The organism is Metabacillus niabensis, from assembly GCF_020524345.1.
Lineage (GTDB): Bacteria > Bacillota > Bacilli > Bacillales > Bacillaceae > Metabacillus > Metabacillus niabensis_B.
Window position 1 is genome coordinate 57,571 of record NZ_JAIVLH010000018.1, and the last position, 23,366, is coordinate 80,936.

16 protein-coding genes are annotated in these 23,366 nt (G+C 35.3%); 3 read left to right on the plus strand and 13 right to left on the minus strand.

The window, feature by feature from the left end:
• Nucleotides 1–316 precede the first annotated feature (316 nt).
• The gene (locus LC095_RS18865) at nucleotides 317–1,702 is read right to left on the minus strand and encodes an MFS transporter (protein WP_226529625.1); all 1,386 of its coding nucleotides are present in this window, start codon (nucleotides 1,700–1,702) and stop codon (nucleotides 317–319) included.
• Nucleotides 1,703–1,784: 82 nt separating this feature from the next.
• On the minus strand, nucleotides 1,785–3,563 hold the full coding sequence (locus tag LC095_RS18870) for a sulfatase (protein ID WP_226529626.1): 1,779 nt from the start codon (nucleotides 3,561–3,563) through the stop codon (nucleotides 1,785–1,787).
• 334 nt (nucleotides 3,564–3,897) lie between these two features.
• Between LC095_RS18870 and LC095_RS18875 the strand changes: the two genes are divergently transcribed.
• The gene (locus LC095_RS18875; RefSeq protein ID WP_226529627.1) at nucleotides 3,898–4,953 is read left to right on the plus strand and encodes a LacI family DNA-binding transcriptional regulator; all 1,056 of its coding nucleotides are present in this window, start codon (nucleotides 3,898–3,900) and stop codon (nucleotides 4,951–4,953) included.
• Between the two features lie 68 nt (nucleotides 4,954–5,021).
• On the plus strand, nucleotides 5,022–5,990 hold the full coding sequence (locus LC095_RS18880; RefSeq protein WP_226529628.1) for a formylglycine-generating enzyme family protein: 969 nt from the start codon (nucleotides 5,022–5,024) through the stop codon (nucleotides 5,988–5,990).
• Nucleotides 5,991–6,266: 276 nt separating this feature from the next.
• On the opposite strand, the gene LC095_RS18885 is transcribed toward LC095_RS18880, so the two are convergent.
• Together LC095_RS18885 and LC095_RS18890 are read right to left on the minus strand one after the other, a co-directional pair.
• Nucleotides 6,267–7,808, minus strand: coding sequence for a sulfatase (locus tag LC095_RS18885; RefSeq protein ID WP_226529629.1), 1,542 nt, complete (start codon nucleotides 7,806–7,808; stop codon nucleotides 6,267–6,269).
• Nucleotides 7,809–7,869: 61 nt separating this feature from the next.
• On the minus strand, nucleotides 7,870–9,237 hold the full coding sequence (locus LC095_RS18890) for an MFS transporter (protein ID WP_226529630.1): 1,368 nt from the start codon (nucleotides 9,235–9,237) through the stop codon (nucleotides 7,870–7,872).
• Nucleotides 9,238–9,684: 447 nt separating this feature from the next.
• Here LC095_RS18890 and LC095_RS27165 point away from each other — a divergent pair, with 447 nt between their 5' ends.
• Nucleotides 9,685–10,422, plus strand: coding sequence for a helix-turn-helix domain-containing protein (locus tag LC095_RS27165; protein ID WP_226529680.1), 738 nt, complete (start codon nucleotides 9,685–9,687; stop codon nucleotides 10,420–10,422).
• 173 nt (nucleotides 10,423–10,595) lie between these two features.
• On the opposite strand, the gene LC095_RS18900 is transcribed toward LC095_RS27165, so the two are convergent.
• The 9 genes from LC095_RS18900 to LC095_RS18940 all read right to left on the minus strand — a co-directional run bounded on the left by LC095_RS18900 (nucleotide 10,596) and on the right by LC095_RS18940 (nucleotide 23,366).
• Entirely contained in the window at nucleotides 10,596–12,416 is a 1,821-nt protein-coding gene (locus tag LC095_RS18900; protein WP_226529631.1) for a heparinase II/III family protein, read from the minus strand.
• A gap of 108 nt (nucleotides 12,417–12,524) precedes the next feature.
• Entirely contained in the window at nucleotides 12,525–14,369 is a 1,845-nt protein-coding gene (locus tag LC095_RS18905) for a DUF2264 domain-containing protein (RefSeq protein ID WP_226529632.1), read from the minus strand.
• A gap of 82 nt (nucleotides 14,370–14,451) precedes the next feature.
• Entirely contained in the window at nucleotides 14,452–16,059 is a 1,608-nt protein-coding gene (locus tag LC095_RS18910; protein WP_226529633.1) for a response regulator transcription factor, read from the minus strand.
• On the minus strand, nucleotides 16,059–17,873 hold the full coding sequence (locus LC095_RS18915; protein WP_226529634.1) for a sensor histidine kinase: 1,815 nt from the start codon (nucleotides 17,871–17,873) through the stop codon (nucleotides 16,059–16,061). The genes LC095_RS18910 and LC095_RS18915 overlap by 1 nt, the downstream gene beginning before the upstream one ends.
• A 145-nt stretch (nucleotides 17,874–18,018) precedes the next feature.
• Nucleotides 18,019–19,146 (minus strand): glycoside hydrolase family 88 protein, encoded by a 1,128-nt coding sequence (locus LC095_RS18920; RefSeq protein WP_226529635.1) that lies wholly within the window; start codon nucleotides 19,144–19,146, stop codon nucleotides 18,019–18,021.
• Between the two features lie 126 nt (nucleotides 19,147–19,272).
• Nucleotides 19,273–20,634 carry an ABC transporter substrate-binding protein gene (locus tag LC095_RS18925; RefSeq protein WP_226529636.1) on the minus strand — a complete coding sequence of 454 codons (1,362 nt, stop codon included), beginning with the start codon at nucleotides 20,632–20,634 and terminating at the stop codon, nucleotides 19,273–19,275.
• Nucleotides 20,635–20,772: 138 nt separating this feature from the next.
• The gene (locus LC095_RS18930; RefSeq protein WP_226529637.1) at nucleotides 20,773–21,606 is read right to left on the minus strand and encodes a carbohydrate ABC transporter permease; all 834 of its coding nucleotides are present in this window, start codon (nucleotides 21,604–21,606) and stop codon (nucleotides 20,773–20,775) included.
• A 12-nt stretch (nucleotides 21,607–21,618) separates the two neighbouring features.
• A complete protein-coding gene (locus tag LC095_RS18935; protein WP_226529638.1) occupies nucleotides 21,619–22,557 on the minus strand; it encodes a carbohydrate ABC transporter permease in 939 nt (312 codons plus the stop codon).
• 185 nt (nucleotides 22,558–22,742) lie between these two features.
• Nucleotides 22,743–23,366 carry a YesL family protein gene (locus tag LC095_RS18940; protein ID WP_226529639.1) on the minus strand — a complete coding sequence of 208 codons (624 nt, stop codon included), beginning with the start codon at nucleotides 23,364–23,366 and terminating at the stop codon, nucleotides 22,743–22,745.

Sequence of the window (23,366 nt, forward strand, 5' to 3'; positions counted from 1 at the left end):
CAACCTATTATCATTATAATTGTAAGCGTTTACAAATTCAAGTGTTATTAGAAAATAAATTTCGACATAAACCAATTTGGACTTATTAAAAATCTCCTATTGGACATTTATGCTTTATTCTTTTTTTCTAATTGTTAATGCTATCCCTTACTATCTTTATGACAAAAACAATACTAGTATCAAATAATACTAGTATTGTACAAGCAGGAAACTTAAAATATAGAGTTTTTAAAATCACTAATTTTATGCTTCATTTCTAAAGATTTATTACTCTTGTTTTCTTTAAAATTTCTAGGTATTACTTTCTAGAATTCTTTCAAGCTTCCTTTGAAAGTTGCTTAGCTTCCTTTCTTTCCTTAATTTCTTGAATAATCTTCGCATAGAATTTGTTATCGATTTTATAGAATTTTAACGCAATAATCGTAGCCACATGACCTAAGATTGGGAATATTGCATATAGATATAGGATCATTTGTAACGTTTCAGGAGATTGCGCTTGACCGGCAACATATCCAGCACTCGCTAAAAGTGCTCCACCAAGAATTCCACCAACCGCACTTCCTAATTTGTTAATGAATGTTAAACTAGACGATACGACGCCAGCACCTTTCAAACCTGTCTTCCACTCACCATATTCAACACAATCCGGTAGCATTGCCCAAGCAATGGCGCCTGTAAATGGGGCAAGAGCAATCGCTAGCGCTGCTGCAGTAAAGTTCATCCAAATCATTTCCGACGGAGCTACTAGTAAAACGATAAATGGAACGATGGATGCAATACTTCCATATAAGAAGACGCCTTTTTTCTCGATCTTCTTAGATAGAGTAGGCATAAGGAAAAACAACGGAATCGAAACTAGTAAACCAACTAGAGATAACATAGGAAATAAATCCGCTCTACCAACATTATAAGTCCAGAAATATAAAGCAACGGCACTTTGAATAGATGTGGCAATTAGATTTGTGCTCATGGCAATCATTAGCATTAACAATGGGGTATTTTTTCCAATTAATGATAATTGATCCTTAAAAGCAATCTTTGGTTTTGAACCAACTTTATCATTTACTATTTCGACCTTATCATGTCGTTTAGCACTACTTGCACACGTCCAAAAGCTTAATACGATAACGAAAGCATAAATAATAGCTGTAACCAGGTATCCCTGTTCTCCGCCACCAAATATAGCGACAAGAGGTAAGAAAGCAACTTGAGCTAACATTTGAGCAGGAATCCCCATAAATTGCTTTGCAGTGGCAATCCAGGTTCTTTGATTTGGATCTTCACTTAAAACGGGTGTTAATGAATGATATGGAATATTTACAACAGTCGAGATTAATGAGTAAAGAATATATGTTACAAAAACGTATACTATTTTTTGGCCGTCCGGTAAATCTGGTATCCAGAATAAAGATACTGTACTTAAACCTAGTAATGGAGCACCGAAAATGACATATGGACGATATTTACCTAATTTGGAATTCGTTCGATCTGCTATTATCCCCATTAATGGATCTGTAACAGCATCAATAAATCGAGTAATAAAGAACAAAGTACCTACTAACGCTGGTGAAATCCCTTCCACTTCAGTATAGAAAAACATTAAATAAGTCAAAATCAACATGAAAGGTAAATTTGAACCTAATCCACCAAACGCGTACTTAAAAACTTCACTTTTACTAGCTACTCTAACAAGATTTTGCATGTGGTTAACACCCCTTTGTGTATTTAAGAAGAATGTCAAGTGAAGTCCCTATTTCATATTCGACACTTCACTTGCATTCTATTTAACTTGTACGACCTGCTAATCCGATAAAATACTTTGCTTTCTCTTTTTCACCCTTTGGTAGAGAAACACCTATAAATTCCTCAACTACTTCAGTATTCACTTCCATGTAGTTCGAGCCTAATACAAATTCTTTAAACTCATTTAATAGTTTTTGGCGTGTATTCTCAGGAGTTATATTAAGTAATGCTCTCATTTGGTTTTGTGCAGCTCGATCCCAGCGATGTTCTTCCAAGATATTTATTTTTTCTGCTTTTTGAATAGCTTCTTTCTGTTTCTTCAATTCCTCAATCGTCATGATTCCATCTTCAGGGATTCCTAATCTTATAAATTGCTCTTTAGGGGCATCATTTTTTCTTAGTTGATCCGCTATTTTTTGGATAAATGCTAATTCAATCTCTAGGTCTTCTATTTCTTCTTTTTGTTTTGGGTCAGCTGTTAAGTTGAACAGCTTGGATCCATATTGAAATGCATTTACAAACCCAGTTCCAGCTTGAATTTTCATCAACTGACATCCTTGAGTAAATGAAAACGACTCTTGAATTTCTATGTTTTGTAACTCCCCTGGAGCAAAAGGCTGTCTCATATGTGTTGGCATTAATGTATATTCGAATAACGGTTTATTTTCTGGAGATACAGGACCTCTCATATAGACATAATGGCCATCAGTTATATTGACATGACCTCCATGGAATCCGAATAAAGCGTTCTCACGAATCGGCTGATCTGATTGAATCACTTGTCTTAAAGGCTTCCCATCCATATTTTCCGGTAATGTAACACCAAAGAATTCAAGTAAAGTAGGAGCTAAATCTACTGTTTGAACGATTGATTGTCTTCTTTCTCCTTTTTTCCCTTCTCTAGGATCCCATACAAATAGTGGTGTGTGAGCGATTTCGTCATAAACTGGCATAACACTCTTAGACCACCAGCCGTGCTCACCTAATAAATATCCATGATCTGTATTAACAATTAACATTGTATCTTTCCACATATCATGTTCATCCATCATATCCATGACTTTTCCTAAATAATTGTCGCACATACTTAGTAGAGCAGCATATTCATATTTACCATGTTCCACCACTTCATCTGACTCTTGAACAAAATAATAAGGTGGCCAATCAAAATGTTTACCATTGTACTCATGAGGATACAGATCTTTGTATTGCTGATAAGCAAAAAATGGTTCATGTGGATCAAATGTTTCTAGTTGTAGAAACCAATTGTCTTCGTCTTTGTTTTTTTGGATAAAATCCATACCTAAAGAGAATGTTACAGCCTGTGGATGGTCTTCTTCTGATTCAAAATAACTTCGATTCACCGTATCTTGTTTAAACATAGTAGAACTACCAAATGGCTCAGGTGTTTCAGTGTCGGGAATTTCTGGGGCTTTTACATGCCCTTTCCATGGATCTCCCTCTTGTCCTCGTACCATTTCGAAGGAACTATATCTTGGGTGATATGTGGCACCACCATCTTCCCAATAGTGCTGGTGATCTGTTACTAAATGTGTGTAAACACCATTTTGTTTCAACATTTCTGGCATCGAATGATCAAATGGTTCGATAGGTCCCCAGCTACGATGTAAGAAGTTATAACGACCTGTATGGAGCTCTCTTCTTGCCGGCATACAAGGTAAGCTTCCTGCGTAACTCTGATCAAATGCGACTGTTTTTTCTCCTAATCGTTTAAAATTAGGTGCGTGTGTCCAATCACAGCCATAGTTTGGCAGCATATGCCTATTTAGTGAATCAAACATCACCATAATTGCTCGCATTTCTCTCATCTCCTCTTTTTCTACTTATCAAAAATGCTTTGTAAAGTTAAATAATCTCAATATATAAAAGCGCTTTTATAAATTACGAAAAATAATAACCTTAATGGAGACAGTATAAGTTTTTCATTTTAATATTTTATGGAAGCGCTTTTATATCCTATGAAACAAATTTATCAGATAATTAAAACACCTGCAAGATTAATTAATTTATAGGGGTATAACAAAATGTTATATATTAATCTTGTTTTATTTACCATTAACGAATTGACCATCTTTAATAAGTTTGATAAGTTTTTATTATGGAAGCACTTCCACATCTAATGCTCTTTTAACTATGAAAGGAACAAATATGAAAGCATCTATCTATGACGTAGCAAATTTAGCTGGAGTTTCCATCTCCACTGTTTCAAGAGTTTTAAATAAAAGTGGCTATGTAAGCAGCAAAACGGAAAAGAAAGTATATGATGCCGTTGATAAATTAAATTATATACCTAACGTTGTTGCCCAAAACTTAGCGAAAAGTGAAACAAAATTGATTGGATTATATTTTCCCCCTCTACTTGACTCAACAGAAATTCTATCAAGTACGTATATCCTAGAGTTCATAAAGGGAGTTAATGATATTTTGATACAAAAGGGCTATCATCTTCTGTTAATTAACGAAATGAATGATAGAGACCAAATTTTATCTGACAACTATAGGCCTCAGTATTATTCTTTTATTAAGCAGAACCGTATTGATGGCCTTATATTAGGAAGTGCCCCTATCGCATGCTCTTCCTTTTTAGAGCTACTCAATCTGAAATTGCCGATGGTATATATTGGTGAAAAACTTTTTCATAATGGACTAAATGTATACGCTCAATTTAAACAATATAATAAAGATGTACTGGACTATTTTTATAGCAGGGGTCATCGGCATGTAGCTGTTATTAGCTTAGAAGAAAGATTAGAGTCGGTGATACGTGAGTATAAAGAAGAAAAACAAATTGACGAGCTAAAGGTGGAGCATTATTTTTATCCAGAGAATGTGGATTCTTATCTCGACCTATTAAGAAAAATTTTCACTAGCGAAGATAAACCATCAGCATTATTAGTCCATGATCTAACGAAGGTTCAACAGACCATTAACTTTTTAAACAATATTCAATTGTCTGTTCCTGATGACGTATCAATAATGACGATTGAACATAAATATCAAGAAGCTGAAAAATGCTTTCCGTCCGTGACAAGTGTGTATGTTCCTGCTTATCAAATGGGTGTTGAGGCTGCTAAGCTTCTCTTTGAATATCTTCAAGAGTCACAAGACTATTCAAAAGAAATGATCGTGGATTCAAAGATCATAGAACGGAAGTCTGTTAAAAGAATGACTGAATTGAGTAATAATTAATAATAAAAGCTACACCTTCTAATTCATTCAGACCTATTAACAAGAAAGCATAATAAGGATGTGACGAAATGAAAACAGATCAAAAAATGTCGTGTTGTTCGATTAAAAGAGGAGAAACTCTTCAAGATACAGAAGCTGTAACGCAACAAACTCAAGAAATTACAGCATCAACCGAAATTCAATTCAAAGATAAAATGGTTCATCTTCCAGGTGGGGAATTTCTAATGGGGACAAACGAAAAAGAAGGTTTTCCCGCTGATGGTGAAGGCCCTGTTCGAAAAGTAAAAGTAGGTCCCTTCTTAATTGACAAGTATGCCGTTACAAATGATGAATTCAAGCAATTTGTACAAGCCACTGGATATGTAACAGAATCTGAGAAATTCGGTTGGTCTTATGTGTTTCACAACTTTTTACCTCCACAAATGTTAGCACGGGTGAATCGAGTTGTATCGACCCCATGGTGGTGTGGAGTTAACGGAGCTTTTTGGTACCAACCAGAAGGTCCAGGTTCAACGATTGATGACCGTATGGACCATCCAGTTGTTCACGTAACTTGGAATGATGCCCAAGCTTTTTGTAAGTGGGCCGGTAAGAGACTGCCAACAGAAGCAGAATGGGAATATGCTGCGCGTGGAGGTCTTGAGCAAAAAATATACCCATGGGGTGATGAATTAGCTCCAAATGGTGAGCACTATTGTAATATTTGGCAAGGGAAATTTCCTGAAAAGAATACAACTGAGGATGGTTATAAAGGGACGGCTCCGGCCATATCTTTCCCTGAAAACGGATTTGGTCTATATAATGTGTCAGGAAATGTATGGGAATGGTGTTCCGATTGGTTTAGCAGAAGTATCCACAGTCGCGGAGGACGTGAAAATCCTCAAGGCCCAACAAAAGGCGAAACGAAGATTATGCGTGGTGGGTCTTATTTATGTCATGTATCTTATTGTAATCGATACAGAGTTGCTGCACGTACATCAAATACACCAGATAGTTCATCAGGGCATGTAGGGTTTCGATGTGTGGCGGATGTGTAAAGTTGATATACAGTTTTTTTATTCTTAAAATGGTATTAATTAAAATTTATAAAACCGTAGAACATTCGCTGACTTAAAATAGCTAAGTAGTGTATGTTCTTTTTCTTTTAAAAAACTAGAATTATGTATTATATAATTCATAACTAAAAGTAATATTCTCATCCAATCCACTCTAATATCCAATACAGAAAGAATATATAGGAATTTATCTTGATTGTAAAACAAAATATACCTTAGTCTAGCAAAATACTAAACTAAGGTATATTGTAGACACTTTTAAAATAAGTTTCTCATCATCTTTCCAGCAAACGTAACTCTAGCTTCATCAACTTCTTCTGGAAATTCACCAGAATGTCTTCTCTTCAATTCACTAAACTGATGTTCTCTTCCAGTTTGAACAAGTCTTTCTCCATAATTTTTCAGGAAGCCTTTCGCATGGTATGGCCCTCCTTCTTTCATAACAGTCCATAAAGGATCAACATCATCACCCGATTTGAGCATCATTTCATCATGCCATTCATGTAGATAGTATGTTGCTTCCATACAAATATTTTTGTTTTGTTCGGCAACATTGTTTTCTTCTCTTGGATCCTCTTTAAGATTAAATAGCATTTCTTTATCAAATAAATGATATCCATCATGATATGTTCTCATATATAACCAGTCCCCGAAACGTACACTACGCTGAGCAACGTGAGCACATTGAGACACAACTAGGTAGTCACGTCCGCATTCTTTTCCTTCTTTTAATACAGAAGCATAGCTTGTTCCATCCCAATCGGGTGAAGCAGGTAGCTCTAACATTTCAGCTAATGTAACTGGTAAATCTAAATGATAATGCAACCCATCATCAACAATTCCTTGTTGCATTCCAGGCCAAGAAATAATCATTGGAATGCGGCAAGTTCCGTCATCAGCTGTAGCGTGCTCTCCATAAATCCCTAATTGCCCCATGTTCTCACCATGGTCTGCAGAGATGATGATAATTGTGTCCTCTAAAATTCCCTTCTCTTCTAATAATGCAAACAATTTCCCAACATGATCATCAAGGTAGCGAATACCACAGTCATAGCCATCAATCATCGCTCTCAAATCGTCCATGTTCTTGATCTCACCAGGACTTCTTGGAAATTTATCACTTTCTACATTCGTATACGTGTTTCCATTATGATCGATCACTAATTCATGGACTGTATGAGGACCTACAGCTTCTTTGTGCTTTTCTAACGTTTCTTCATTAACCCATTCTGGTAGTGGCTCTTCAGCAAATGGATTACCAAAACTCTCAGGTGCACGATATGGCGTGTGTGCATCCCAGTAATTTACGTAAAGTAACCAGTCATCTTTTTCTGCATTTCGATCTAACCAATCGGTTACAACAGGAGAAACTTGTTCAGCTGATTCCATTCCAAACTTACCAGTGTTGATAATTTCGTTAAAACCTGCGTAGAAATTATATGTTGCATGACGTTGCGGGAATGGACTGATTAACGTTGTATTTAATCCTGCTCCTAGTTGTAAGAAAGAAGGTAGAGATCCGCCAACTGATAGTCTGCCAAAAAGGTTACGATTCACTCCTTCGAGTTTCATATCCCCAGCTGTTCCTCCATGTCCGACTAAACCATTACGAATTCCAAATTGACCAGACATCAATGCTGTTCGGGAAGGTGCACACGGCGCATCTGACGTATAGTAATTATTAAATCGGACACCCTTTTCTGCAATTTTATCAATATTAGGTGATGTATTACGGTGATAACCGTAGCATCCTAGATGACGTGGGCTTACTGAATCTAAATCTAAAAATAAAATTCTCATAATTTCTCTTCTCCTCTTTCCCTATTTTAGTTGAATGTGAATAGTAAATTTAGCTAACTAATTAAGCCTCTTTTGCAATGTCTTCATTAGATTTATTTCTATTTTTCAAGTCTTCTACTACTTGTGCATGAATTTTATCAAGTTTATAGAACTGCAAAAGGATAAGAACTAATGCAAAACTGATAACTGGAAACCATATAAAGCTAAATTCAATCGCTTTCAAAGTTTCAGTGGATTGTTGAGTTAAAGCTGGGTCATAATGATACATTGCTAATAGCCAAGCTCCAGCAGCTCCTCCGATCCCCATTCCAAACTTAGCTGCAAATGTAGAACCTGAGTATAAAAGACCTGTTGCACGAACACCTGATTTCCACTCACCATAATCAATCGTGTCAGCAATTAGAGAGAATAATAGACTCGGAACAAACCCTAGACCTAACCCGCCAAGTCCTACGCCAATTAACAAGAATGGTATAGATTGGGTGATTGAACTGAAATAAATAATGAAAGATCCTACAATTGCAATGACAATCCCAAACTGCATGGTTTTCTTACCGCCAAGTCTCTTAGTAACAAACGGAATTAACATTAAGGATACAATCGTTAAATAATTTAAAGCCATGACAACAGGTACAATATCTTCTCTTCCAAAGTTATATTTAAGGAAATAAACGGTTGTTTGATTACGAATAATAAACACGAAGAAGAAAGCAAGTTTTGCAGTAAAAATAATTAACCACGGTATATTAAACGCTTTCATCCCATCTTTTAAAGGTACACTCTTTTTACTACTATTGTAGTATTCTCTTTCTTTCGTGTTTTTGAAAGCATTAATAAACATAGGAATTGATATGATACCAAATACTGTCATTGTTATCGCGAAACCCTTTGCATCATTACCGTTTCCAAGGTAAGCAACTAAAGGTAACGTGGCAACAGAAACAATAAAACCACCAATCTGCCCGAAGATCATACGGATAGAAGTTACTTCATGACGCTCTTGTGGATTATTTGACATGCTTGGTAGCATGGCAGATAACGGAATGTTAATAAATGTATAAATAAGGCCTAATAAAATATAACTAGAATAAGCGAATAAGATCTTTCCTTGAGTATCGAGGTCTGGAGTTAAAAACGTTAAAACACCTACTGCTGCAAACGGAAGAGCTAACCATAGAAAATAAGGTCTACATTTCCCCCACTTCGTACTTGTACGATCTATTACATAGCCTGCAAGTAAATCTGTTCCTGCGTCGAGAAATCTAACAATCAAGAATAAGGTACCAACAACACCTGCACCTATCCCATAAACATCTGTATAGAAATAAAGTAAATAAGTTGAGACCATCACAAAAATTAAATTTGAAGCTGTATCTGCTAATCCATAACTTATTCTTTCTTTCCATGAAACTTGATCTACTTTATACATAAGTAACCCTCCCATATTTGCGTTTAGTTAGAATCAAATTAAAGTATTTGATTACTTTTAAAGAACAAAATATTTTCCCCTGCCACCACCTTTACATTTGTTTACAGTCTTTAAACTTACTTCAAATGGGCTAATTTACGAATTCCTAAGGCGCCTTTAAACATTACAAAACTATTATGATTTCAGAAAAGATCACATGTACTGTAAACGCTTAACCTCCTTATTGGTAATAAGTATACGAGTAATACCGATTTATAGTCCATGTACAATTTATCGATTTCATGTATGATTTTTTACAACCTTTTACTTTTTCTATATTTCTAATCAGAGAGATCATATATAGTAAAATTATAGAAATTATTCGTGTAAGGAGGGCTTCATATCATTAACATATTAGGAGTTTTTTTTGATAATTTAATTCCAAATTGGCATTCACAAACAGAAAAAATTGATTATAATGTCTTTATTTTAGTAGTAAAAGGAAAAGTCAACTATTCAATATATGGAGAACAGATTATTGCTGAAAAGGGAGATCTCATTTTTATTCCATCTGGAACCTTACGCGGTGCAAAGAATCATGAATCTGGGGAGCATCAAAAATACACCGTTGCGTTTAAACTAGATGAAACTGTTAATTATTCAAATCCATTTCCTATTGAGAAAAAATTCCATAAGATTAAAACAAGAACTCCTGAATATGTTAAGCATCGTTTTGAAAGGTTATTTGTGGATAGTAGAGGTGATAAAAAATTCCGATCTTATATTTGTGTTGGAATACTTCAGGAATTACTTGGTATGTTTGCCCGAGAGCTAGAAAGCCCTACTGTCACACCTAGTAAGGTGAAATACACGTCTATCATTGAGAACTACCTGTTAGAAAATTACCGTAAAAATATTGAAATAGAGCAGCTCGCAAAATTAATTAATCGGTCTCAAAGTTACACAATCTCGATCTTTAAGGAACTAATGGGTCAGTCTCCAATTAGATATATCCATCAACTAAGAATTATTGAAGCATGTAATCTCTTATTAAATACCGATATGACAATAGTAGCTATTTCAGATTATCTCGGATACTATGACCCTTCTTATTTTTCTCGTATGTTCAAAAAACTAACGGCAATGTCTCCTAAAGAATTTGCAATGTATGGACACCAGGTTGAGGTTGATGCTTTATTTTCGTAAAAAAGGATTCAAAAATGTTAGTCTTCATTAATTAGTCTATTCAGAATTTAATTTCTTTAAAAAATAAAGCGTGAATTCTACTTAAGAATTCACGCTTGAACGTTTTGCCAAGTCAAAAATTGATTCGTCTCTTACTTAACATGCACCTTCCATATCACGAAGCGTTGTCCCATTCATTCCCCAAATACAAACCGAAAATCTACACAAGTAACTTCCCTTCGTTCTTTAACTGTAAAATCTAATTGATAAAACTCTTCCTTTTCACCAAAGTGATTTAAAAAATGATTTTTTTGTATACTCAAATCCAATTTGTCTCTGTCAAAAAGTATCTTTATCTTATCATTCCCCACCAACACAACACCAGTAGACTCTTCTGTGATCTTTAAAACTGGTGAAATAAATCGTTCAACGATTGAAGTTGGTTTTTCTGTGCAATAATACGTATCAGACAAAATCATTTCAGGTTTATGCTTCTTTTTCCATATGAATTTTCTTACTAACTTTTCTAGTGTTCCAACATCATAAGCTTTTGCAAGATCCATTTTGAGCACATCTTCTTCTTCACTAGTGAGAAAATCAATAATAGAAGCATGCCGCGCTGCCCCCGCTGATTGATATTGATGATTGATGATTGGAACAGAGTGGCCTTGTGAACTATTACATAAAAATGAATACCGTTCTTGATTAAAATATCCCTCACAATACATTCCACTTCCTAAGTCCTTTAGAAACGTTTCTCCTTTTGCTTGTAAAATAAAATGACCCATATCATTATGATTATGCGGCTCATCATTATGACCGCCTTTACAGGCAAAAACGTAATCAGTATGTCTTGAAATGAGCCACTGAGAATCTTTCAAGTAGTATGTTGCATTTCCCCAAGGTTTTCCCGCTTTATTCTCATCAAACCAAATGAAATTTCTAAATGCCGGTGCCCATCTGCTGCAATGATCATCAGCATATGCTGCACGAAGCTCTGTTTCAGGGACTTCAAGATTCGGAAAAACATCCTTTAAATAATGACTTAAGCCTAAAAAGACAGATCCTGTTTCTGTTGAATCAGAGAAATTCACGACCTTATTTTTATAAATAAAACATTTCTGCTGAAAAGCAGCAATTTGATCGACTTTATCTATCTGAAATAAATCAATTTCTCCAGATGTTTTTTTCTTAAGTAAGTCGGCAAAATAAACATAGTAACCAAAGCCATATTGCCAGTATCCATATCCCTCCATACAGGCTCCATCTTCATTAAAACCCTTTAAATAATAGGTCATTGCCCGAACAACTCTCTCTAAAATAGAGGTGAGCATATGTTCATCATCCACAACATACAAAGCAGCTGCACCAATTGAGCCTGCACACACTGCTGCCCAGTTATGTGTGGATGTCTCCCAATGGAATGAGTGATTTTGAAACGGCAGTATGACTCTGCGGTACACCTCCTGTTTCATTCTCTTCTGAATAAGCGGATCCAAAACATGGTCCATTAATTCGTTTATTTCACTAAGTGTAAAGGCTGTCTCAGCTGCAAAAAGATCAATGGTATAATGGGGATTCTGTATTGTTTGTAGAAAATCCTCTTCATGTTCTGTTTTCATCTCAGGACTATTCTTCAAGTGTGCTGGTAAACACCAACTGTATTCATTGCATATCGACCAAATTGTTTCGTGTAATTCCCTTAAATAAGCAGAATCGCTTGTATCTAATAAAGTCATGATCGCAAACGTATTAAGGCGTCTTCTTTTTGCAAAATAGCTTTTTTCATATTCAAGTCTTGAGCCTGTTTCTCTGAAGATCGTAAATTCTTCAAATGTTAGTTCTTTTATAGGATTTTGCAGTAGCCTATTTGCCTCTTCTCTAATTTCGGTAATCAGTGGCATATAGGATAATTTTCCCTTTATGCTTTCAAACCAGTTTGTTTGGTCTATTTTTGATGAAAACAAAAGAGATGAAGCATTTGGCTTCAACATCTTTTCAAGTTCAATAAACAATGACATTCACCTCTCAAATTAGGTCTAACTGAAACTTTGAAAAAAATCGAAAAAATGAAGGAGCTTCATCCAGAAACTTTATCTCATTCTTTCGATTCTTCAACTGTTTTATATTGTTATTGTAATTGGGTCATGATTACTAAAACGAATCTTCATATGATCTTCTGTTACCTCTACCTCTGGTTCGTTTTCCCAACACTGTTCAATGCCGGATTCTCCATAGACTGCACTAACTAAAAAGCTGGTTCCCGGGGTAATTCTCTTTTGAATCGTCGGGATAACCGTACGAGAATGTAGTATGTTTGTGTTAGAGTTCGGATAAATGAAAGTTGCTTTTCCTTCACCATAAAGGCTCTTCACTCCACTTGTTCCCCAGAATGTCTTGATCATACATTCTTGATCTTTCTCTAGAATTTCCATCTGTGGTTCTAGTTTCTTATCTTCAATTCCTAATGCAAAGCCCCCATCAGCTGTATCTAGCAATCTGCCAGTCTCAATGCGGTGAATTCTAATATGCCAAGGTGTACCCGGAACAAGCCACGTCTTTACTTCCACATCATTCCAAGGCTTCCATTTGGAATAGATATAATCATTCTCTATCGTAAATTCTTCACTATTTCTTTTTACTCGATAGAGATTATCTCCTTCACTTAAGGCTAGCATTGAATCAAATGCCCCCTGTGAAAGGCCCCACTCTGCTCGGGGAACACTAAATCCAAAAGCTGTTGAATAGACAAATTTCTCATATTTTGCTGATGTATGCGTATGTTCATTTGTTGATACATGACCTGAGTTAAAAGCTAGAGCATGATCGCCGGCTTCATTGCGGCATATAATGAGATGAGGTTCTTTCTGAACCACTTTCTCACCAATGGTAGGTAGTGGCTCCTCTTCTGCCTTCCAGAACGGATGCTCCTTATCTAGCGCCAACGGTAAAAAGGCTTTTAATGACCAATAAGGAGAACCTGGTGAATTATAGTTTTCTCCCATAACTAAGTTTGGATAAGAGTATCCGATCGTCAAAATACCCATATCATTGAAAATAGGTTGTTTAAACCACCATCTTAAATTTCTCAGAATAATCCCTTTCATGACACCTATGGAAAATGGCTCTATGCCTGCATATACAGCCGCCCCCCAAAATGAGATACTAGCAAATCTATACGTCAAGCTTCGACCGTAAGGAATCGCGGTTCCATCTGATGAAAACCATGCGATAAAGTCTTTTGCAAATTCCTCTGCTCGAGCCTTATACTTCTGAGACCTAATCGGATCTTCATTTTCCATAACCTTCGCATAGATTAATCCATAAAAATGAAAAGCAAAGGGTACATAATAATCTGAATGTCCATTAATACCATCTGCATACCATCCATTAGATAAATAAAATTGATCCATTCTCTCTAAGTTCACTTCTATTTTTTCTCGGTCATACGGCTCTCCAACATTTTTCAACCCTAAGTTAACTAGAACAGCGAAAAAAAGCCAATTGCAATCATGTGCATGACATTGATTAACCTGAGATAACCAAGCACTTACATTCTCTCTTTCTTGTAGAGTAAGAGGTTCCCATATCTTGTTTGGTATAAGTAATAAAGCAAGACCAAATGAAGCCATCTCAACAATTCTTTGATCAAAATGCTTAATCTCTCCCCAGTATTCCTCATGATTAGGGTCTGTTCCATTTTTTAATCCTTGTAGATGCATTTCCCACAGGTCATACTCGACATCTGTACCTGCCAAAAAAGGTGCCAATCCCCATAAAAGTCTGGAGAATCCCTCCATCTCTGAAGTAGAATCAGAGTAAGCAGCACTTGTGTTACCTAATTTTATACGCGCAAAGCCTTTACTATAGAAAGGCTTTAATGGATTACAAATTTGTCTTAATGCCTCTTCAACATCTTCTCTGGTTTTGAGTGGATTTGTTTTAATAGATTCCGAATAGGTTAGCATATGAAAATGGCTCCTTTCTTCATTACATTAATAATAGAAATAGATAAATCATTACGTTTAACCGCTTACAAAAACACTGTTGTTATTTCCTCTCACCCCTATACTCAATGGGTGTAACACCGGCATAGTTTTTAAACACTTTAATAAAGTAACTTTGATTATCATATCCGAGTCTTTCACAAATTTTCCCGACCGAATCAACCGTTTGTTCAAGTAATTCTTTTGCTCTATTCATCTTAGCTTTTGTGACATATTCTACGAAGGTTTCTCCAACTTCCTTCTTAAAAAGTCTACTAAAATAACTCGAATTTAAATAAAGAACATTTGCTACTTCATCGAGGGTGATTTTTTTTTCCAAATTTATTTCAACATACTTACAAGCATCGATTACTTCTTTACGTCTCGATTTTGTCGCTGACTCGTTTACCGCCTTTAAAAGCATTTCAAAATATTGAATGAGCCATTTTCTTAGTTCTATTAAGGAATCAATCGCTATTATTTCCTCATGTAATATTTCATTTGAAGTATTTGTACCGAAAAATTGTAAAGCCTTTAGTTTAACTTTTAGATCTAACAACAGCTTTAATACCCAGTCTTTCACCATTTCGGATGAATACTGTTTTTCCTTAAAAATGTCCATCCATTTTGTGATAAGCGGCGTTACTTCTGCGGTATCCTTTTTTATCATAAGCTGTCTAATTTCATTTGATGCCTTGTCATACCATTCAAATAAGCTATCCGATGATTTGGTCTCTGCTCTCTTTTTTTCAATCGTACAATTTTCTATATAAAAGCGTTGATTTGTACTATCAAGTAAGGTTTGCAGTGAATGTTTAAATGACATATAGCTATCTAATGGGTCTCCCACTAAAAAGGAAAGTGATATTTTCAACGTATGAAAGACATTCCTCTGAATTATCTCAAGACACCTGGTTGTTTTTCCATAACTGTCTGATTTTAATGTGGAGTTATAGGGAAAAAATAAAAAAGATTCCTTTTTTTCTAATGTAAAATGGGCTGATCCTTTTTCATCCTGTAAAACTTCACTTATGACATTTTGAATCGAAAATGTTAATGTATCTTCGGAAAGATAACATTCTTTTGCTGATCGATAATCCTGGATAAAACATAAAACCGGAATATATGATCTTCCTTTTACATCTAAGCCATAAGAGTGAGCTTCATCATACCATCCCACATTTTCGTAGGTATGTTGATAGAGAGTTTTCCTTAAAAACTCCCGTTTCATTGACTCTCTGTTTCTTTCAACAATACTCTCTAACTTGAATTCTTTTATTTTTTGTTGATTTTCTTTTTCTACATTTTTCTTTAACTTTATCAGTACTTCATCTAAGTCTTTCGGATCTAACGTATCTTTTAATAAATAATCCTGTACATTCAGCTTTAAAGATTGATGAGCATATTCAAACTCATTGTGGCATGTTAGCATACAAACTTGTAGATTGGGATTCATTTCTTTTAATTGTTTTGTTAATTCTATTCCGTTCATTTTAGGCATTCCAATGTCTGTTAGTAAAATATCCGGCATTTCATTTAACGCATAGGTAAGTGCACTAGCCCCATTCTCATGAATGCTTTGAAGATTTAAGCCTAGTTGATTCCAATTTATTATCTCTGATAATAGTTCCAAAACAGGATAATCATCATCTACCAGCATTACCTTATACATTAGCTCTTCAGCCTCCCTTTAAAAACAGACATCGTTATTTTTGTACCCTTACACTTTTCACTTCTTACTTCCATTTGAAAAGCATCTCCAAATGTCATACACATTCTCTCGAACACATTGGCAATCCCAATACTGGAAAAACCACTTTTATTTTGAACATGAATCAACTCCGAGTTTTTCGTGAGTCTGTTTCGAAAATTCGTTAATGTGGCTTCATCCATTCCTTCCCCATTATCTTCAATCATAATATAAAAATCATTTCTTCTTACAAAAGCTTCAAGCTTAATTTTACCGGCACTTTGGTTTAATCCATGAATGATTGAATTTTCAATAATAGGTTGTAAGATAAAGCGTGGGATTGCTTCTAAATAAGCAGCATCAGTAACGTTGACTTCAAACTCCACCTTTTCCCTTTGACGCATGTTCATTAATTGGACGTAATCTGTTACGATGTCTATTTCTTCTTTAAAAGTAATCATCCCTTTGTCTTTATCAATAGTCATTCGTAATAATTTCGATAAAGAGCTAATCATTTCAGCACTCTCATAATCACCTTTTCTCATAACCTTCATTCGGATAGAGTTTAGAACGTTGAATAAAAAGTGTGGGTTAATCTGCGCCTGCAGCATAGACAGTTCTGCTTTCCGCTTTCTATCTTGAGTTTCTGTTATTTCCCTAATCATCTCGTTGATTCGATCCAGCATTTGATCAAATGAGTTAGACAGTTGACCAATTTCATCTTTACTTTGGATGTTTGAGCGAACGTTTAAATCTCCTTTTTGAACGGTAGTGGCCACTTTACCCAAATGGACGAGCGGCTTTGTCATCGTTTGTAATACATACGTTAATAACAGAAAAAAGATCACAAAAGAGGTGAATTGCCCAATAAAGACTTTATGAAAGATTGAATTTATTTTAAAGATTGCTTGTTTGTATGGATTTACAGATACCAGTGTCCAACCTGTATAAGAAATAGGATGACTGGCATAAAGGTAGTTCTCATCAGAAGTTTCTATGATATTAGTAAAACCTGGCTTTTGGACTTCATCTTTATAAGTAAATGTTGTTCCTATCTTTTCATTATTAATATGAGATAAAATTTTATATGAAGAATCAACCAACATCATTTCTTCTTTTCCAGGCAAACTTTCAAATGCCTGTTTCACTTTCTCTTCCATAATTGTCACAACAACATACCCGTAAATTTTCAAATTAGCATCTCTTAACGGTCTGGCAACTGAAATTTGATATGGATTTGTCGCTTGTTCTGATTTAAACACAGTCGGCTGACTTCCTATCCAGATCGATTCATAACCAAAAACACGATCCAAGTCTTTAAACCAAGGCTCTTTAAAAAGTTTCTTTGGGTCATAGTCACTGACAGGATAATTTGTGTAGTGCTCACCATTCTTCAGAAGAATTGTCACATATGACTTCTCACCAAGTAAGGTAATATTTTCGATTAACATCGAGACTTTACGATTTTCTAAGTAACTTTCATATTCTTCTTCCTGCTCTATTAGCTGTTTATCATTTTTCGCATTTTTCTTTAATATTGAACTTATCTCGGAATCCAACTGTACATAATTTACGGCGTATAACATATCCTCAAAAAACTTATTGACATATTCTCCTGCTAATGTCAATTCCCTATTAGCATTTGACATTGCCTGTTCTTTCATTGCATCCTTTGTTAAATAACTGGTAATAAAAAGGGTAATAATGGCAGGAATAACAAGACAGATGACTGATGTGATAATAACTTTATTACGAAAAGAATTGGTTGTCAGCTTTTGAAGAATCGAATTCCACACAAAATTCCTCCTCCAATAAAACGATAAGACACAAGCAGAACACCCTCACAACCTCTGCATATATCTTATCAACTAGTTATTGAATATTGTCATTATTTCGATGTCTGTAATTAGTAGTAAAAACACTGTCTTGTTTTTTAATAACTTACCAAAATAGTTGTCTATTTCCTTTTAAAACGGCAAGACCTTCAACAAAGAAATAATCACCGTAAATGAGTGGTACATCTATGTTCTTACCTTCCGGATAATGACTTGTACCTTCAAGAATTAGACCATCCTCTTCTACAGTATCCCAAGCTCCGTAATTCTCATATAAAGACTTAATGATTTTTATGCCTGATTCCTTATATATTTTAGATTCTGTCTCACTTACCTGTTCAGATAATAACAATAGTCCGCATGCTGCAATTGCGCCTGCAGATGAATCCCGATGCTTTGTTATGTTCTCTGGAAGTCTAAAATCCCAATGTGGTACATAATCTTCAGGCAGGTTTGCAAGAAAGAAGTGTGAAACATTTTTAGCTGCCTGTAGATATTTATCCTCTTTTGTATATTTATAAAGAAGAGAAAGTCCATAAACAGCCCATGATGCGCCGCGGGACCATGCTGATTCAGGCGCATAGCCTTGACCTCCGATTGCCTCAACTCTTTCACCAGTCTCTGGATCAAATCGAATAATATGATACACTGATCCATCTTTTCGTATGAAATGATCCAATACGGTTTCCCCATGTTTTTTAGCAACAATACTATATCTTGGATCCCCTGTTACTTCTGTCGCCCAAAACAATAAAGGTAAATTCATTAAACAATCAATAATGGCCCAGCCTGCATTATCCTCACCTTCGTGCCATGGATTCCAAGCTCTAATATAGTTTCCTGATGCATTAAATCTTCCCATTAATAAGTTTGCCACTAACAATGCACGTCTTTTGGAGTCTTCATCACATAATAGTTTATATCTTGCAACACTTGTAAGTGTCCACATGAATCCCATATCATGATCTAATTTATAGTAATCTGTGATAACATGATCGAGCTGTTCTTCACATGATTCCGCTATTTCCTTAAATGAATTATTTTTTGTGTCACGATACAATAGCCATAAAAGCCCCGGCCAAAATCCCGCCGTCCACCATGATGGAGATTCTAAATGATAATCTCCTTTTACACTTGCATGCGGAAAGTTTGCACCAATTTTCACACTCGTTCTTTCCACTTTAGAATTGACTTTTTGCCAAGCTTCCTCAACCCAAGCTAAATTCGTAGACATATGATCACCTTTCTTTATTTTATGTTAGTAATTAAAAGAAAGGGCGCCAGCTTTTGCTGTATCCAATTTCTCCACTTTATGGTGAGAAAATGACATTTACGCCCGAACCTAAAATATTTCAATTGATTATTTATTATTATCGATAATTTCTTGTGCTCTTTCTTGAGTTGCTTTTATCGTTGCATCAATATCTTGATCACCTAAAATCAACTTTTCGTACTCTTCATTTACAACTTTGTACAGCTCTGCTTGATATGGTACAGGTGGTATAATCTTAGATGATTTTGCCCCTTTTAATACATTCACTAACGATTCTTTATCTACTTTTTCTGGTGTTGCCGTACCTGCCAGAATGCCGTCAATAATAGAATCTAGGTCTTCTTCACTTACACCATTCCAGGAAGGAACATTTTTCCCTTGAACCACTTGCCCTTCAGTTGTATACCAACGAATAAATGTATATGCTTCTTCCTTATGTTCAGAATTAGCAGCTACAGACATAAAGTCCGTTGTAACCGGGGAAAATCCACCAGCATCTCCCTCTTCATTTTTTGGATAAGGAGCTACTGCTACATTAAAGTCTAATGGGAACTGATCCGTACCACCCAGCTCAGTGTTCATCCAGCTGCCAATTAACACCATACTTGCATCTTGACCAAAGAATTGATTACGATAATGAAGCTTCTGTGAAATGATATCTGTATATGGTGTCGCTGACTTATCTACCTTTTCCATTTGTTCTCTCATTTCCAAAGTCTTTTTAAATAGTGGACTGTCGAAATTAGATGTGCCATCAGCTTTTACGAATTCTGTATTATCTTCTTCACTGGCAAGAGCTAATTTCATAAACTCCATCCAGCCTCCACCTTGAGGACCATGAAAATAGGTTCCATAATGATCGTCTGTTGTAAGCTTTTTCGCATATTCCATATACTCATCCCATGTCCAATCAGCCGGTACTTCAAGTCCTGCTTCATCTAAATGATTTTTGTTTAATAATACATACCAAGGATTAAACTTACCTGGAAGTGCGTAATAGCTATCATTAATCTTAGTATCTACTTTATATTCTTCGTTTAACTCGTATCCTTCTTCTTCGATAAATTCATCAATTGGCGCAACCATTCCTAACGCTACCCTTTGGGCATAACTAGCTGGATCACTAAACATTAAGACATCTAATTGCTCACCAGATGCAGCAGCTAAATCTAACTTCTGCGTTGCTTCCTGTGTGTCACCCTTTTCACTTAGGATAACGAGATCTACATCAATTTTAGGAAATTCTTCTTCAAATGCAGCGATGGTTTTTTCCCAATTATAGCTTGTTTCATTACCATGTGTATGGAATTTAATCGTAACCGCTTCGTCAGACCCCTTACTATCAGTTTCTGTCCCGGAGGTACTTTCTCCACCACCTCCTGAACAACCTGCCAGCACTCCAATTAACATAGTAGAAGCTGCTAATGTTGACCAAAACTTTCTTTTCATACTATATTTCCCCCTTTAATTAGCTTACTTTATTGTAAACCCTTACACAACACATTTTAGCAAAGGCATTTATCATAGTTATAAAAATAATTTTACCCATCTCGGAAATTATTTGACTTTTATAGTAGATATCTACTATTAACCTTTTACTCCACCTAGTGCAATTCCTTCAATTACTTGTTTTTGACCAATAATAAACACAATTAACAATGGTAGAATGGCAGATACAGCAGCAGCCATTATTAATGAATAAAATTCTCCATTAATTGTTGTAAACTTTTGCATAGCTAATTGAATGGTATAAAGTGCGTCTGTACGTAAGAAAATTAATGGATTTTGATAATCGTTCCAAGTCCATATAAACCTTAATATGGCATATGTTGCAACAGCCGGCCTTACAATCGGCAATGCGATAGACCAAAAGATCCTCCAATGACCTGCACCGTCAATTTTCGCAGCATCAATATATTCATTATGAATCCCCATAAAGAACTGCCTGAGCATAAATGTCCCTAAAACACTAAAGCTTCCCAATAGAATAAGACCTAAATGACTATCAAATAATCCAATATTTCGATATAAAATAAACTGTGGAACTAAACTTGCCTGTGGCGGTACCATGTATGTTGCTAGAACGATGATAAATAACCATTTCCCAGCAGGAAAATTAACTTTTGAAAAACCATAAGCAGCTAAAGCGGAAACTGTGCATGAAACCAATGTTGTCAACACCGCAACCTTGATTGAGTTCCAATAATAGATATAGAATGGAAAGTCACCGAACCAAACTTGTTGATAGTTATTAAACCCGTTCCACCTTTCAGGTATCCACTCAATAGGAAATTTAAAAACATCTGCTTCTATTTTAAATGAAGTTGATAACATCCATACAAAAGGCAATAAAAACAAAATACTGAGTAGGAAAACAACAATCGTTATAATGAGTTTTTGAGCATTTAATTGCTTCGTCATAGAGTTCCCCCCTTAATAATTAACCCATTTTTTTTGGCCAACCCATTGGAATATCGTGATTAAAAATACAATAAAGAATAAAATAACGGCCATTGCAGATGAATAACCAATATCCAAATTAACAAAAGCTGTGTCATACAAATGCCAAACTAGCATACTAGTTGAGTGTAAAGGACCACCTTTTGTTAAAACAGCAATTAAATCAAACACTTTAAAGGTTGAAATGATTCCTGTAATTAGTAAGAAAAATGATGTTGGAGAGACCATCGGGAATGTTATATGACGAAATTTAACCCAGGAACTCGCCCCATCCATCTCTGCTGCTTCATATAATTCTAGAGGAATTGATTGAAGGCCGGCAATATAGATAATTAAGTTAAAGCCTACGGAAATCCATATTTGAATGATCATGACAGATAGTAACGCAAAATTAGGATCCGCTATCCACAATGGAGGATTCTCAATTCCTAATGACATAAGCGTCTGATTTATCGGTCCTGAGGAAGGGTGAAATAAAACTTGCCAAACAACCGCAATCGCCACGACACTTGAAATGTAAGGCATGAAAAACGCAACTTTAAAGTAACTTTTCATGTAAACGCTTTTATCAATAACCACAGCTAAGAGTAAAGAAACAGCCATACAAATCGGCACTGTAAATAAGAAGATCCCGTTATTTAATAATGATTTCAGGAACACTTTATCTCCCATTAATTCTTTAAAGTTCTCAAAACCTACCCACTTCAGCTGATCAATACTTTGGATAAACTTCCAATCTGAGAAACTTAGTATAAATGTAGCGAAGATTGGTAGTAATACTAATATAGAAACACCAATCAGCATTGGAGATACAAATAAAAAACCTGCCAGACTTTCGGTCTTTTCAGTTGATCCTTTTTTTCTCCTTGTTAGTACTTTTGAGGATGTATTAATTTCTGCTTTCGAGTCCATTAGGTATCACCTCTCTTTTAATATGTATTTATTATAGGAAAAACATCATTGCAAACCTTAACGGTATTTTGATGAAAGTTACAACATTTTTTACTTCTTTGGGTTTGCCTATTTAGGAAACAACAAAAAACACCCTAGACCATTAGGTTGATAGGGTGTCTATAATAAAAATTCAGCTATTCTTTTCAAACATCCACACTAGGACTCATTTTTGGAAAGATCGAGTAAGAAAAGTACGTGAGTGCAAAAGCTATTCCACTACCTAAAAACAGAACAGCTACACCAGGAAAAAGTAAACTAATGAACAGACCAGTTCCGACGGCGAGAACCATCATGAAAGTACGTAATGGAAAAGAGGTTCCTAATAGAATAGAAGACTTATAATAATGAAGGATTGAGCCTTCAAAATGTACATATACAGGAAATATATATAGGAAGATAACCAATAGGATCATAGACATAATCACAAAACATGTTAAGAAAACAAAATGCAGTAATCCTTGCATTGCCTGAATCAATACTAAGTCAATATACATAAAAGCTAAGACAACTAATAATGTCCCCATAAGAATATTTGCCTTTTTGAACTCTCGTTTATAGACATTCCAAAACGAAGAAAAGATTGAAATGTTATGTTCTCCCATCATCCATTTACGTATTATTGTGAATAAAGCTACCGTTGAAGGTGCTATTCCAAATAAAATAAGACCGGCTAATGTAAAGAACATCCATAATAGATTTATATAAGCAAGTTTACTAATCCAATCACAAATTCTGTATATGCCTCCTGTCCAACCGGATGTTTCCAT

Excerpts from the sequence above, each read along its gene's own strand:
- LC095_RS18865 (WP_226529625.1), bottom strand. The coding sequence starts at position 1,702 with ATGCAAAATCTTGTTAGAGTAGCTAGTAAAAGTGAAGTTTTTAAGTAC.
- LC095_RS18870 (WP_226529626.1), bottom strand. The coding sequence starts at position 3,563 with ATGCGAGCAATTATGGTGATGTTTGATTCACTAAATAGGCATATGCTG.
- LC095_RS18875 (WP_226529627.1), top strand. The coding sequence starts at position 3,898 with ATGAAAGGAACAAATATGAAAGCATCTATCTATGACGTAGCAAATTTA.
- LC095_RS18880 (WP_226529628.1), top strand. The coding sequence starts at position 5,022 with ATGAAAACAGATCAAAAAATGTCGTGTTGTTCGATTAAAAGAGGAGAA.
- LC095_RS18885 (WP_226529629.1), bottom strand. The coding sequence starts at position 7,808 with ATGAGAATTTTATTTTTAGATTTAGATTCAGTAAGCCCACGTCATCTA.
- LC095_RS18890 (WP_226529630.1), bottom strand. The coding sequence starts at position 9,237 with ATGTATAAAGTAGATCAAGTTTCATGGAAAGAAAGAATAAGTTATGGA.
- LC095_RS18905 (WP_226529632.1), bottom strand. The coding sequence starts at position 14,369 with ATGCTAACCTATTCGGAATCTATTAAAACAAATCCACTCAAAACCAGA.
- LC095_RS18910 (WP_226529633.1), bottom strand. The coding sequence starts at position 16,059 with ATGTATAAGGTAATGCTGGTAGATGATGATTATCCTGTTTTGGAACTA.
- LC095_RS18920 (WP_226529635.1), bottom strand. The coding sequence starts at position 19,146 with ATGTCTACGAATTTAGCTTGGGTTGAGGAAGCTTGGCAAAAAGTCAAT.
- LC095_RS18925 (WP_226529636.1), bottom strand. The coding sequence starts at position 20,634 with ATGAAAAGAAAGTTTTGGTCAACATTAGCAGCTTCTACTATGTTAATT.
- LC095_RS18930 (WP_226529637.1), bottom strand. The coding sequence starts at position 21,606 with ATGACGAAGCAATTAAATGCTCAAAAACTCATTATAACGATTGTTGTT.
- LC095_RS18935 (WP_226529638.1), bottom strand. The coding sequence starts at position 22,557 with ATGGACTCGAAAGCAGAAATTAATACATCCTCAAAAGTACTAACAAGG.
- LC095_RS18940 (WP_226529639.1), bottom strand. The coding sequence starts at position 23,366 with ATGGAAACATCCGGTTGGACAGGAGGCATATACAGAATTTGTGATTGG.